Source organism: Celeribacter persicus (genome assembly GCF_003050785.1).
In the GTDB taxonomy this organism is placed as follows: domain Bacteria; phylum Pseudomonadota; class Alphaproteobacteria; order Rhodobacterales; family Rhodobacteraceae; genus Celeribacter; species Celeribacter persicus.
In genome coordinates, this window is sequence record NZ_QAOH01000001.1 from 14,571 (window position 1) to 27,152 (window position 12,582).

General features: G+C 62.2%; 13 protein-coding genes. 2 read left to right on the forward strand and 11 right to left on the reverse strand.

The features are described 5' to 3' along the window. Positions 1 to 30: 30 nt before the first annotated feature. The 6 genes from C8N42_RS00095 to mgtE all read right to left on the reverse strand — a co-directional run bounded on the left by C8N42_RS00095 (position 31) and on the right by mgtE (position 6,486). Entirely contained in the window at positions 31 to 771 is a 741-nt protein-coding gene (locus tag C8N42_RS00095; protein WP_107814516.1) for a YebC/PmpR family DNA-binding transcriptional regulator, read from the reverse strand. A gap of 137 nt (positions 772 to 908) precedes the next feature. Further along, complete coding sequence (locus tag C8N42_RS00100; RefSeq protein ID WP_107815028.1) at positions 909 to 2,690, reverse strand: SLC13 family permease; 1,782 nt, start codon at positions 2,688 to 2,690, stop codon at positions 909 to 911. Between the two features lie 141 nt (positions 2,691 to 2,831). Then, on the reverse strand, positions 2,832 to 3,644 hold the full coding sequence (locus C8N42_RS00105) for a TIGR00282 family metallophosphoesterase (RefSeq protein ID WP_107815029.1): 813 nt from the start codon (positions 3,642 to 3,644) through the stop codon (positions 2,832 to 2,834). An 80-nt stretch (positions 3,645 to 3,724) separates the two neighbouring features. After that, the gene (locus tag C8N42_RS00110) at positions 3,725 to 4,495 is read right to left on the reverse strand and encodes an aldolase/citrate lyase family protein (RefSeq protein WP_107814517.1); all 771 of its coding nucleotides are present in this window, start codon (positions 4,493 to 4,495) and stop codon (positions 3,725 to 3,727) included. A gap of 36 nt (positions 4,496 to 4,531) precedes the next feature. Beyond that, positions 4,532 to 5,068, reverse strand: coding sequence for a 5-formyltetrahydrofolate cyclo-ligase (locus C8N42_RS00115; RefSeq protein ID WP_107815030.1), 537 nt, complete (start codon positions 5,066 to 5,068; stop codon positions 4,532 to 4,534). A 26-nt stretch (positions 5,069 to 5,094) separates the two neighbouring features. Next, positions 5,095 to 6,486, reverse strand: coding sequence for a magnesium transporter (gene mgtE, locus C8N42_RS00120; protein ID WP_107814518.1), 1,392 nt, complete (start codon positions 6,484 to 6,486; stop codon positions 5,095 to 5,097). 136 nt (positions 6,487 to 6,622) lie between these two features. Between mgtE and guaD the strand changes: the two genes are divergently transcribed. After that, entirely contained in the window at positions 6,623 to 7,915 is a 1,293-nt protein-coding gene (guaD, locus tag C8N42_RS00125) for a guanine deaminase (RefSeq protein ID WP_107814519.1), read from the forward strand. On the opposite strand, the gene C8N42_RS00130 is transcribed toward guaD, so the two are convergent. The 5 genes from C8N42_RS00130 to C8N42_RS21455 all read right to left on the reverse strand — a co-directional run bounded on the left by C8N42_RS00130 (position 7,916) and on the right by C8N42_RS21455 (position 11,564). Next, positions 7,916 to 8,428 (reverse strand): CAP domain-containing protein, encoded by a 513-nt coding sequence (locus tag C8N42_RS00130; RefSeq protein ID WP_107814520.1) that lies wholly within the window; start codon positions 8,426 to 8,428, stop codon positions 7,916 to 7,918. A gap of 20 nt (positions 8,429 to 8,448) precedes the next feature. Next, complete coding sequence (locus C8N42_RS00135) at positions 8,449 to 9,792, reverse strand: 8-oxoguanine deaminase (RefSeq protein ID WP_107814521.1); 1,344 nt, start codon at positions 9,790 to 9,792, stop codon at positions 8,449 to 8,451. A gap of 39 nt (positions 9,793 to 9,831) precedes the next feature. Beyond that, positions 9,832 to 10,641 (reverse strand): histidinol-phosphatase, encoded by an 810-nt coding sequence (gene hisN / locus C8N42_RS00140; protein WP_107814522.1) that lies wholly within the window; start codon positions 10,639 to 10,641, stop codon positions 9,832 to 9,834. Between the two features lie 182 nt (positions 10,642 to 10,823). Beyond that, a complete protein-coding gene (locus tag C8N42_RS00145; RefSeq protein ID WP_107814523.1) occupies positions 10,824 to 11,207 on the reverse strand; it encodes a helix-turn-helix domain-containing protein in 384 nt (127 codons plus the stop codon). Positions 11,208 to 11,396: 189 nt separating this feature from the next. Beyond that, positions 11,397 to 11,564, reverse strand: coding sequence for a hypothetical protein (locus tag C8N42_RS21455; protein ID WP_170109148.1), 168 nt, complete (start codon positions 11,562 to 11,564; stop codon positions 11,397 to 11,399). A 31-nt stretch (positions 11,565 to 11,595) separates the two neighbouring features. On the opposite strand from C8N42_RS21455, the gene C8N42_RS00150 reads away from it, so the two are divergent. After that, the gene (locus C8N42_RS00150) at positions 11,596 to 12,555 is read left to right on the forward strand and encodes an NADPH:quinone oxidoreductase family protein (RefSeq protein WP_425430508.1); all 960 of its coding nucleotides are present in this window, start codon (positions 11,596 to 11,598) and stop codon (positions 12,553 to 12,555) included. The last annotated feature ends 27 nt before the right edge of the window (positions 12,556 to 12,582 follow it).

Consider the following 12,582-nt stretch of genomic DNA (forward strand, 5'->3'; position numbering starts at 1 on the left):
GCTTTTCAAACGCATCCGGAGCGCGCACCCTCAGAGCTGTTCGGCCACGTCGTCCGGCACATCGAAATTGGCCGTCACGGACTGCACATCGTCGTCGTCTTCCAGCGTCTCGACAAGACGCATCAGCTTCTGCGCGGTTTCAAGGTCCACCTCGGTGCGGTTCTGCGGTTTCCAGATCAGTTTGGATTCCTTCGACTCGCCCAGAACCGCCTCAAGCGCGTCCGACACGGCGGCCAGATCGCCATCGGCGGTGTAGATCCAGTGACCTTCCTCGTCGCTTTCCACGTCCTCGGCACCGGCTTCAATGGCGGCCATCATCACCGTATCGGCATCGCCCGCTTCCGGCCCGTAGGTGATCTCGCCCACCCGGTCGAACATGAAAGACACAGACCCCGAGGTGCCGAGGTTGCCACCAGCCTTGGTGAAATAGGAGCGCACGTTCGAGGCGGTGCGGTTCACATTGTCGGTCATGGTCTCGACGATGAAGGCGATCCCGTCCGGACCGTAACCCTCGTAACGGATTTCGTCATAGTTCTCCGCATCGCCGCCAAGCGCTTTCTTGATCGCACGGTCGATCACGTCTTTCGGACAAGACGCCGTTTTCGCCGTCTTCACCGCCAGACGCAGACGCGGGTTCTTCTCCGGGTCCGGGTCGCCCATCTTCGCCGCCACGGTGATCTCCTTGGCGAGCTTGGAAAAGAGCTTGGAGCGGGCCGCATCCTGACGCCCCTTGCGGTGCTGGATGTTTGCCCATTTAGAATGGCCTGCCATGTGGCGCCTCCGAAAATGTCGATAGAGTGAGCTTTCGCGCTTCTATAAAGCAGCCCGCGCCCCGCCTGCAAGGCCGCCACAGGCCTTTGCCCCCGTCTTTCTGATGGTTCAAATACTCAATTTCGCCCAAAATCACCTCAAAGTGGCCAGATCAGCGGGATCACCGCAGAGGCCAGAAGCCCGATGCTGAGGTTCAGCGGAATGCCGACCTTCATGTAATCGGTGAATTTGTAGCCGCCGGGGCCATAGACCATGGTGTTGGTCTGATAACCGATGGGTGTGGCGAACGAGGCGGATGCCGCAACCATCACCGCCACCACCAGCCCGCGCGGATCGAGCCCCATCGAGTGCGCAAGCCCGATGGCAATCGGCGTCACCACCACCGCCACCGCGTTGTTCGACACAAGCTCGGTCAGGAAGGAGGTCATAAGGAAAATCGCCCAGACCACGAAGAACACCGGCAAGCCGTCCAGAAGCGGTGCGATCACGTTTACGATCATCTCCACCGCACCGGAGGCATCGAGCGCCGCCCCCACCGCCAGCATGGCGAAAATCAGCGCAAGTAACCGCCCCTCGACAAAGGAAAACGCCTCGTCCGCGTCAATGCAGCGCGTCACCAGAACCACCGCGACGGCGATCACAGAAAGCATCAGGATCGGTGCCACACCAAGGGCTGCAAAGAGCACAATGGAGAACATCGCAGCCAGCGCAATCGGCGCGTGCGAGCGATGATAGGCACGTTCGGTCGGTTTCGACACATCGCCCATGTCCATATCCGTGGCAAGACGCTGAATATCGGCCGGCGCGCCTTCGAGCAAAAGCGTATCGCCGACGCGCACCACGAGGTCCTGGATCTGCTGGCCGAGGTTCTGATTGCGGCGATGCACCGCGAGCACATAGACGCCGTAACGGCGACGCAGGCGCATCGAAGAGAGCGACCGCCCGACCATCTTGCACCCCGGTGTGATCAGCACTTCCATCGTCGTCGTTTCGACTGCGGAGACCTGATCGACGCGCTTGAGGGATTTGTTGCGCTGAAGGCTCAGAAGTTCGGTGATCTTGGAACGCAACACGATCCGGTCGCCGACTTCGAGGGTCAGCCCCTCCAGCTCATGCCGATAGGATTTGTCGCCACGAACGACGTCGATCAACCGCACGCCATCGCGTTTGAAAAGCTGCACGCCAAGCACCTCGCGCCCAACGAGGTTGGACTCGGGCGGGATCACCGCCTCGGTGAAGAATTTCATCTTTGCCCGGTTCGAAGACAACATCGCCGCCAGACTGTCGCGATTGGGCAAGAGATGCCGCCCGAAGAAAAGCAGGTAGAGCATCCCCCAGGCAGTCACTACCAGCCCGATGGGTGCGATCTCGAAAATCGTGAAAGGCGCAATGCCCTGCGCCCGGGCCACACCATCGACGAGGAGGTTGGTGGATGTGCCCAGAAGCGTGATCGTGCCGCCCATGATGGCGGAATAGCTGAGCGGGATCAGAAGTTTGGACGGCGCAATTCCGAGCTTGCCCGATAATTGCACGAAGACCGGGATCATCACCACCACCACCGGCGTATTGGCAACGAAGGCCGAGAGCACCACCACCACACCCAGCAACATGGCGATGGCGACCGACGGGTGGGTTTCGGCATAATTTCCGGCTTGGCGGGTGAACCATTCGAGCCCCCCGGTCCGCACCAGAGCCCCCATGACGATGAACATCGCCGCAATGGTCCAGGGCGCGGGGTTCGACAGGACCTTGAGCCCTGCCTCATAAGGCAGGATGCCCAGAACGATCATCAGCGCCGCGCCCGAAATGGCGACGACCTCGGTCGGAAAAATCTCACGCACGAACATGGCGAACATGAGGCCCACGACGACAAGCGCGAGCACCGCCTCGGTCGTCTGGCTGAAATGAAACAGTTCCATGGGGCCCCGTGCGCTGTGTTCTATGCGTGCAATATGCCCGCCAAGCCCCTCTCCGCACAAGCGCCAAAACGCCTCGTTCGCAAAACGAAATCCCGGCCAACCGATCAGAAACACGAAGGATTTTCCGTCAGGGTGGCGACCTCAAGGCGCGCTCTGCTCCAGACGCCCGCCTACACGGATCTGTTTCACGCGTGTCGCCTTGCCGGAACGATCATCGGTTTCGACATACACGCCCGAGAGGGTCACTTCGCCCTTGGCAGGCTCGAACCGCCCCTTGCCCATACCCGTCACGAAGCGGCGCAGTGGCTCAGCCTTGTCCATGCCAATGACCGAATTGTAGTCACCGCACATGCCCGCATCGGTCAGATAGGCCGTCCCCCCCGGCAGGATTTGCGCATCGCCCGTGCAAACATGGGTATGCGTGCCAACCACCACCGAGGCTTTGCCATCGCAGAAATGTCCCATGGCCATTTTCTCCGACGTCGCCTCACAATGCACATCCACGAGGATCGCCTGCACCGCACCGCCGAGCTTGTGGTTCATGAACACCTGATCCATCGCCGAAAACGGATCATCGAAGGCGCGTTTCATGAAGACCTGCCCAAGGATTTGCGCCACGAGGATGCGCCGCCCGCGCCGGTCTTCGAATATCCGCACGCCGCGCCCCGGCGCCGCCTTGGCGAAATTGATCGGGCGAATGATGCGGGTCTCGCGTTCGCAGAACTGCATCATGTCCTTCTGATCAAAGGCATGGTCGCCCAGCGTCAGGCAATCGACCTCCGCTTCCAGCAATTCCTTGGCATGGTCGCCCGACAGGCCCATGCCATTGGTGGCATTCTCGCCGTTGACCACGACGAAATCGAGGCCCCAGTCCTTGCGCAACTGCGGCACGCGCTCCATGACGGCCTTGCGCCCGGCGCTGCCGACGATATCTCCGAGAAACAGGATTTTCATGGCGTCAGCCATAGGCCCGCACGCGCCCGCGTGCAAGCGGACCTGTTTCCTTTGTGCCCAAAATACTCGAAAACCCGACGTCAGGCGTCGCGAAACCGGCTCAGAAGCCCCTGCGCGCTGCGCATCAGCATCACCGCGTCGATGCCCAAGGCGGTGAAACGCGTGCCCGCCGCAATCGAGCGTTGCAACATCGCCTCGTCAAGCGTCACGATCCCCGAAGGCACGCCCAGCTCTTTGAGACGGGTAATCGCCCCTTCGACCGCCACCTGCACCTCGGGAGCTGCGAGATTGCCCGGGTATCCCATATCGGCCGCAAGATCGGCCGGCCCGATGAAGACCGCATCCACACCCTCGACCGTGGCGATCTCTTCAAGCGCGTCGAGGGCGGCACGGGTTTCGATCTGGACGATCAGACAAAGCTCGTCCTTGGCCTTGTTACCGTAATCCGCAATCGCACTGTACCGTCCGGCACGCGTCGCACTGTTGTAACCGCGCACGCCTTCGGGGGCGAACCGCATGGCGGCGACGGCAGCGCGGGCCTCCTCGGCGGAATTGATCATCGGCACCATCAGCGTCTGCGCCCCCTGATCGAGGTGGCGTTTGATCAGAGCCGTGTTGCGTTCGCAGACGCGCACCACCGCCGAACAGGTCGGATAGCCTGCCAGCGTCTGAAGACAGGGGCGCACCTGAGGCACGTCGAAGGCGCCATGTTCCCCGTCGATCAGAACCCAGTCATAACCCGCCGCGGCCAGAAGTTCTGTCATGTCCGGCCCGCCGAAGGTCTGCCAGATACCCCATTGCTGACGCCCTTCTTTGAGCGCCTGTTTGAACCGGTTGACGGGAAGTTCCATGGTGTTCTCTCTCAAAAGGTGAGCACGTCGCGCATTCTAAAACGTAAGCACTTCGCGCTCGGTCACGATTGCATCAAGCGGCGCATCGGTCGGCTCGACGGGCAAGTTCGGCAGTTCCTGCGCGGCATAGACCAACCCCACGGCGAAAACCGGGCCACGCGCGCGCAACATCGCCAGAGTGCGGTCATAGAACCCGCCACCATAGCCCAGACGATGCCCCGCACGGTTGAAGGCCAGCATCGGCACGATCACCACCTCGGGCACCACCGGCTCCGAACGTTCCGGGATCAGCGCGCCGAACGCTCCTTCGACCATCGCGAACTCCGGCGTCCAGCGGTCGAACCGCAGGGGGTGCGCTTTTGCCTCCACCACCGGGACGGCGACCGGGCCGCGCCCGTGCAGCACTGTCATCGCCGGGCGTGGGTCGATCTCACTGCCCAGAGGCATATAGCCCGCCGTCACCTTGCCCCGATGCGGGGTCAGAAAGCCCAGAAGCAGTTTCGAAGCCTGTTCGGCGGCCCCCATGCCCCGCGCATGGGCGCGATCACGCACCTCTCTCGCCTGCCGACGCATCTGCGCCTTCACATCCTGAATATTGTTCACAACAGCACCACACCCGCCAAACCAAGAAAAGCAAAGAAACCCACAACATCCGTCACCGTGGTCACGAAGGCGCCCGAGGCCAGAGCCGGGTCGACCCCCACGCGTTCGAGAAGGACGGGCACCCCGATCCCCGCCAGCCCCGCAATCACCAGATTGATCACCATAGCCGCACCGATCACCGCGCCTAGCGCCGGAGAGCCGAACCACAAAATCCCAACCGCCCCCATGATCACGGCAAAGACCAGCCCGTTGGCCAGCCCCACAAGCACCTCGCGTCGGATCACGCGCCAGACGTTCGCTCCCGTGAGGTCGCGCGTCGCGATGGCGCGCACCGCCACCGTCAGCGCCTGTGTGCCCGCATTGCCACCCATGGAGGCCACGATGGGCATCAACACGGCGAGCGCCACGAACCGCGCGATGGTATCTTCGAACTGCGCGATCACCATGGACGCAAGGATCGCCGTCACGAGGTTCACCGCCAACCACGGAAGCCGCTGTTTCACCGTGTCGCTCACCCGGTCGGCAAGAGAGCCCTCGCCCACACCGGCAAGTCGCATGATGTCCTCTTCATGTTCCTCGTCGAGCACGTTCATCGCGTCGTCGATGGTGATCACCCCGACGACACGGTCGTTTTCGTCCACCACGGGGGCGGAAATCATGTGATACTGGTTGAACGCATAGGCCACGTCGGTTTCGCTCTCATCGACGCGAAAGGTGCGAAACCCCGGTTCCAGAAGCTCGATCAAGGGCTGGCTGCGCGGCGCGCCAAGGATCTTGCCCAGCGTCACATGTCCCACCGGGTGCATTTTCGGGTCGATCAGCACCATGTGGTAGAAATCTTCCGGAAGCTCCTCGGCCTCGCGCATGAAGTCGATGGCCTGCCCGACGGTCCAGTGCTCGGGCCCCATGACAACCTCGCGCTGCATCAGACGCCCGGCGGAGAACTCCGGGTAGGACAGGGATTTCTCGACCGCGACCCGGTCGGCATCCTCAAGGCTTGCAAGGATCGCCTCCTGCGCGGCCTCATCAAGGTCCTCGACAAGGTCCACGACGTCGTCCGACTCCATGTCCCGGACCGCTTCGGCCAGAACCTCGGGCCTGAGGACATGGATCACCTCATCGCGGATGCCCTCATCGAGTTCCGACAGGATCTCCCCGTCGAATTCCTCGCCATAGAGCAGAATCAGCCGCCGCCGGTCATAGGCGTTCACCTGTTCGAGCATGTCGGCGATGTCGGCCGCATGCAGCGGTTCCATCAGCTCGATCAGCTTCGCCCGGTCTCCGGTATCGACCGCATAAAGAATGGCGCTGAGCACCCTGGCGCTCAACGAATAGCCATCTTCTTCGAGTTCGGCCTTCTCTGTGATATCCGCGTCTTCTTCGACCATGCCCTGCCCGTTTGCTCGTCACCGGCGACCTTATGACAGCTTGCCTGCGAGAAACAGGGGCAAGATTGATTTACCTTGCCCTTTCCAGCGCCTAATCTGCCCCTGAGGTTAAGAGCGGTTAATCAAAAGGACCCCGATGGACAAGCTGATTGCAGGACAGGTCGTCACCTATCACGGCAACCCTTTCGAGATTCCCGCCGAAGAAGCCGTTCAGGTGCTGTCCGATGCGGCGATCCTGATCCGGGACGGGCATGTCGTCTCGATCGGGGGGCGCGATCACATGCGCGCCAAACACCACGAGGCCGAGTTCTTCGACCATGGCCCGGCGCTGATCGTTCCGGGGTTCATCGACGCCCATGCCCATTATCCGCAAACCGCAATGATCGCGAGCTGGGGTAAACGGCTCATTGACTGGCTCAACACCTACACCTTCCCGGAGGAGGCAAAATTCGCCGATCCCGCCTATGCCCACGACATCGCAGGGCGCTATCTTGACCTGCTTCTGGCCAATGGCACCACCACGGTCACGTCGTTCTGCACGATCCATCCCGGTTCGGTCGAGGCGCTGTTTCAGGCCGCCGAGGACCGGAGCATGCGGATCGTGGCGGGCAAGACCTGCATGGATCGCGACACCGCGCCCGACTTCCTGCGCGACACGGCAAAGGCGGCCTATGACGAGAGCAAGGCCCTCATCGGTCGCTGGCACGGCAACGGTCGGGCCACCTATGCGATCACACCACGCTTCTCGCCCACCTCGACGCCGGAACAACTCGACGCTCTGGGGCGGCTCTGGGCCGAATATCCGGACTGTCTGATGCAGACGCATCTGTCGGAACAGCTCGACGAGATCGAATGGGTCAAGGGGCTTTACCCCGACGCACGCGATTACCTCGATACGTATGAGCAATTCGGGCTGGTGCGTGAGGGCGCACTTTTCGGCCATGCGATCCATCTGGAGCCACGCGAGATCGCCCATCTCAAGGCGATGGATTGTTCGCTGATCCACTGCCCGACGTCCAACACCTTCATCGGCTCGGGTCTTTTCGACATGGGCGCGCGCAAGGGCGAAGGGTTTCGCGTCGGCCTTGCCACCGATACAGGCGGCGGGTCGTCTTTCTCGATGTTGCGCACCATGGCGGCAACCTATGAGATCGGCCAGCTCACCCATACCGCAATCCACCCGGCACAGCTTTTGTGGCTTGCCACCTATGGCTCCGCCGAAGCCCTGCATATGCAGGACAAGATCGGCGCCATCGCACCGGGCATGGAGGCGGATTTCGCCGTCATAGACCTCGCCTCCACCCCCGCCATCGCTCAACGTGCGATCCGCGCGGAAACGATCTGGGAAGAAGTGTTTCCGACCATCATGATGGGCGACGACCGGGCGATCATCGCCTCCTACGTCATGGGCGAACGCGCAGCGCTCTGATCAGCGACAGGGTTTGGCAAACACAGCCACGAACAGGTTGTTCGGCCCGATGCCAATGCCCACGTCCTGCACCTCGCCATTCAGAAGATTGGCGCGGTGGCCTTTCGATTGCATCCAGCCCTGAACCGCCTGCTGTGCGCTCGGATAGCCGACCGACAGGTTCTCGGACACGTAACAATAAGAATAACCCGCCGCCCGAACCCGATCACCGACGGTGGAGCCGTTCCTGCCGGTGTGCGAGAGACCGTTTCGCGCCGCCAGATCACCCGTATGCCACTGCGCCGCCGTGGTGAGTGCTGCGTTGTAACTCAACGGGCTGCGCCCCTGTCTCGCACGTTCGGCGTTGATCAGGGCGATAATCTGCGCCTCCTGTTCCATCGCACCCGGCGTGGCAGTCGCGGCCGTTGTTACCGGGGTGATCGCGCCAAAGCCCGCGCCGGTCTCCGGCCCACAGGCTACAAGAGCCAGCGCCCCAAACATCAGAACACCTGCCCGCATTGTCTTATGTTTCATTCCTTCGATCCCTTTGCGTCTCAACTGTCTCTCAAACCCAGCGCCAGCGCCTTTTGCCGCGCGAGTGTCCCGGCCATGTCGATGGTCGTCACCCAACTGTCGGCGACCACATGGCGCCCCTCGACGAACAGGTCCTTCACGATCATCGGCCCCGCGAGCAAAAGCGCCGCCGGGTCCCAGCTTCCGGCCGCTTCCACATCCGACATATCCCAGACCGCGATATCCGCGCGTTTGCCGGGGGCAAGACTGCCGATGTCATCGCGCCCCAGAACCTCCGCGCCCCCGCGCGTCGCAATCTCCAGCATCTCGCGCGGGCTCATCTTGTCGGCACCGTAATGCACCCGCTGCAACAGCATGCCGGTGCGCGCCTCCATGATCAGGTTGCCGGTGTCGTTCGAGGCCGAACCGTCGACGCCGAGACCCACCTTGACGCCCGCGTCCCGCATCGGGCGGACTGGGGCGATGCCGGAGCCAAGGCGGCAATTCGAGCAGGGACAATGCGCCACGCCGGTCCGGGTCCGGGCGAAGAGGGAGATTTCTTCCCGGTCGAGCATCACACAATGGGCGTGCCATACGTCCGGCCCGGTCCAGCCCAGTTCCTCGGCATATTGACCGGGCCGCATCCCGAATTTTTCGAGGCTGTAGGCAATATCCTCGTCATTCTCCGCCAGATGGGTATGCATCATAACGCCCTTGTCACGGGCGAGGATGGCGCTGTTGCGCATCAGCTCTCGCGATACGGAAAACGGCGAACAGGGCGCGACGCCCACACGGATCATCGCACCGGGGTTCGGATCATGGAAGGCGTCGATCACCCGGATACAATCGTTGAGAATGTCCTCTTCGCGCTCCACAAGACTGTCCGGCGGCAGACCGCCAAGGCTTTCGCCGATGGACATCGAACCGCGCGTCGCGTGAAGCCGCAGCCCGATCGCCCGCGCCGCCTCGATCGTATCGTCAAGCCGTGCGCCGTTCGGGTAGAGATAGAGGTGATCCGAGGTCGTGGAACAGCCCGACAGCGCCAGTTCCGCCAGCCCCACCAGCGCAGAAATTCGCATATGCTCCGGGCCGAACCTGGCCCAGATCGGGTAAAGTGTCCTGAGCCAGCCGAACAACAGCGCATCCTGCGCGCCCGGCACCGCGCGGGTCAGGGTCTGGTAGAGATGGTGATGCGTGTTGACGAGCCCCGGCGTGACGAGGCAGCCGCGCGCGTCAACGATCTGCGCATCGTCGTCGTAAAGCCCCTGCCCGACCGCTTCGATCACCCCGTCCCGGACAAGGATATCGCCACCTTTGATCTCTCGCCGCGCATCATCCATGGTCAGGACGACATCCGCATTCCGGATCAGGAAACAGTGGTGCATCGGGGCCTCCCTGAAGGGCCGCCGGCGCCTCCGGCGGGCTCAATATGTCGACAGTACCGCCAATGCCGCCTCATGCAACTCTTTGCTGGCCGCCGCGAGCACTCGCCCGCCTTCGAGCACCGGTTTGCCCTTCCAGTCGGTGACGATACCGCCTGCCGCCTCGATCACCCCGATGGGGGCGAGGATGTCATAGCTTTGCAGCCCCGCCTCGACCACGAGGTCGATCTGACCGGCGGCCAGAAGCGCATAGGCATAGCAATCCATGCCATATCGGGTGAGTTTGCAGCGGGCAGCCAGATCGTGAAATGCCTTGCCCTCCACCTCGCTGCCCACTTCGGGGAAGGTCGAGAAGATCACCGCCTCTTCCAGCGCCACACCTTTGCGCACCGCCAGAATGCTTGTGCGTTGCGGGCCGGTCAGCGTGGCGGTGCCCAGACCACCGACGAAGCGCTCGCCGATATAAGGCTGGTCGATGACGCCATAGAGCACAGTGTTCGCATTGCGCACAGCGATCAACACCCCCCAGGTCGGCGTACCTGAGATAAAGCCGCGCGTGCCGTCAATCGGATCGAGCACCCAGGTGAGGCCCGACGTGCCCTCTTTGGGGCCGAATTCCTCGCCGATGATGCCATCCTCGGGACGACGCTCTTCGATCACTTTGCGCATCGCCTGCTCAGAACTGCGGTCGGCGACCGTCACCGGATCGAACCCGGCCTCCTTCTTGGATTCCGTACCAAGAGCCGCGCCCCGGAAATACCGGAGCGTGATCTCACGCGCCGCCTCTGCCGCCGCCGTCGCCGTTGCGATGATCTCCGCGCGCACCTCTGCGCTCAACTCTGACGCTGTCATGGTCTCTCCTGCCTCTGGCCTCTCTTGCGCACCGGCTGCGCGGCCCTTTCGCGGTAGACCCTCTGCCCCGGTGGGTCAAGCGAGGCGCCCCCGTTCCAGCACCCCAACCTGCACATCTGCCCAAAAAAGAAACGGCCCCGGCGTCGATGACGCGGGGGCCGGGTCTGGCAGATCGGAGCGGTTCAGGCGACGTCAGAGAGCACGCGTGCCAGTTCGAACAGACGACGACGCTGGTTTTCCGGGATCGCGTAATAAGAGCGCACCAGTTCGAGCGCTTCCTTGTCGGCCAGAATATCGGCCGGAACGGAACCTTCCTCGCAATCCGGGGCAACCTGTGCCGCCATGGGCATGTCCATCCCTTCGAAAAAGAACGCCACAGGAACAGAAAGCGCCTCGGCAATATCCCAAAGCCGGGATGCGGACACTCGGTTCATCCCGGTTTCATATTTCTGGATCTGCTGGAACTTGATCCCGACCTTTTCCGCAAGCTGTTGCTGCGTCATGCCGACCATCCACCGACGATGGCGAATCCGCTTTCCCACATGGACATCCACGGGATGTTTCATACTGACCGCTCCTTGTATCGTGCTGCACGCCCTTAACCTATGCGTGTATAACACGTTTCTTAGGACCGGCCTGATGTCTCAACCTGTCTTTTTGGGCAGGATTTGACCATACTCCCCCAAATAGCTGTAAAAATGAGATTTTGAGGGGAAGAAATAGCGGAAATACCCCCCTGTGACGATCTGGCGCGGTCAAGGCCCCACTAAACCTGCGCGTGTTTTTTGATCATTAATTGCGTTTTGCAATAATACTTCCATTCGAAACATCCCTTCCAAACACACGGAATCGGTTAAAATCGACTCGCCTCCGACACCTTTCGCATGGACAGAGACGCCTGCAATCGCCACAAATTGCGCCATGACACAGAGCCAGCCCCGCCCCTCACAGACCATCCGCGCCTGTCGCATCACAGATTTCGATCAGCCACCTATCCTTGCCGACATACCGCTCGCACCTCCCGCACCGGGCGAGGTGCGCGTGGCAATCCGGGCAGGCGCGCTGAACTTTGCCGATACACTGATGTGCAAGGGCCGGTACCAAGACACGCCGGAGCCGCCTTTCACGCTGGGTCTCGAACTTGCGGGCGAGGTCGAAGCGCTTGGCGAAGGTGTCGAAGGGTTCGAACCCGGCCAGCGTGTCGCGGTCTATTCCGGTCAGGGCGGACTGGCGGAGGCCGGGAATTTCTCCGCCGGGCGCTGCATTCCAATCCCCGAGGGCCTGGGATTTGCCGAAGCGGCAGCGCTTCAGATCGCATACGGCACCTCGCATATGGCCTTGGACTACAAGGCCCGGCTGCAACCGGGCGAGCGCCTTGTGGTCACCGGGGCGGCGGGCGGTGTGGGCCTCACGGCGGTGGAAATCGGCAAGCTGATGGGCGCCGAAGTGATCGCCATCGCCCGCGGCGCCGACAAGCTGGCCATTGCCCAAGCCGCAGGCGCCGATCACCTGATCGACGCGGAGGCCACCGACATTCGCGAGCAGATCAAGGCTCTGGGCGGTGCCGATGTGGTCTATGACGCGGTGGGCGAACCTTTATACGAGGCCTGTTTCCGCGCCACCAACCCGGACGGGCGCATCCTTTTGATCGGATTTGCGGGCGGCGAACTGCCGAAGATGAAACCGAACCATATGCTGGTGAAGAACATCACCGCCATCGGGTTTTACTGGGGCGCTTATCTCAACTTCAACCCCGCCCCCCTGCGCGCCTCTCTGGCCACGCTCTTCGACTGGGCGGCACAGGGCCGGATCAAACCGCATATCTCCCACCGCCTGCCTTTGGAACAGTTCGAGAACGCGCTCGATCTGATCCGCACAAGACAGGCGACGGGGAAGGTCGTTCTGGAACCGTGAAAAAGGCCGAAATGGACGGTCGGCACG

What these genes read in the sequence shown, in the direction of transcription:
- C8N42_RS00130 (WP_107814520.1), bottom strand. Translation starts at nt 8,428, where the DNA reads ATGAAACATAAGACAATGCGGGCAGGTGTTCTGATGTTTGGGGCGCTG.
- C8N42_RS00135 (WP_107814521.1), bottom strand. Translation starts at nt 9,792, where the DNA reads ATGCACCACTGTTTCCTGATCCGGAATGCGGATGTCGTCCTGACCATG.
- C8N42_RS00100 (WP_107815028.1), bottom strand. Translation starts at nt 2,690, where the DNA reads ATGGAACTGTTTCATTTCAGCCAGACGACCGAGGCGGTGCTCGCGCTT.
- C8N42_RS00095 (WP_107814516.1), bottom strand. Translation starts at nt 771, where the DNA reads ATGGCAGGCCATTCTAAATGGGCAAACATCCAGCACCGCAAGGGGCGT.
- C8N42_RS00145 (WP_107814523.1), bottom strand. Translation starts at nt 11,207, where the DNA reads ATGAAACATCCCGTGGATGTCCATGTGGGAAAGCGGATTCGCCATCGT.
- C8N42_RS00115 (WP_107815030.1), bottom strand. Translation starts at nt 5,068, where the DNA reads ATGCGTCGGCAGGCGAGAGAGGTGCGTGATCGCGCCCATGCGCGGGGC.
- C8N42_RS00105 (WP_107815029.1), bottom strand. Translation starts at nt 3,644, where the DNA reads ATGAAAATCCTGTTTCTCGGAGATATCGTCGGCAGCGCCGGGCGCAAG.
- hisN (WP_107814522.1), bottom strand. Translation starts at nt 10,641, where the DNA reads ATGACAGCGTCAGAGTTGAGCGCAGAGGTGCGCGCGGAGATCATCGCA.
- mgtE (WP_107814518.1), bottom strand. Translation starts at nt 6,486, where the DNA reads ATGGTCGAAGAAGACGCGGATATCACAGAGAAGGCCGAACTCGAAGAA.
- C8N42_RS21455 (WP_170109148.1), bottom strand. Translation starts at nt 11,564, where the DNA reads ATGGCGCAATTTGTGGCGATTGCAGGCGTCTCTGTCCATGCGAAAGGT.
- C8N42_RS00110 (WP_107814517.1), bottom strand. Translation starts at nt 4,495, where the DNA reads ATGGAACTTCCCGTCAACCGGTTCAAACAGGCGCTCAAAGAAGGGCGT.
- guaD (WP_107814519.1), top strand. Translation starts at nt 6,623, where the DNA reads ATGGACAAGCTGATTGCAGGACAGGTCGTCACCTATCACGGCAACCCT.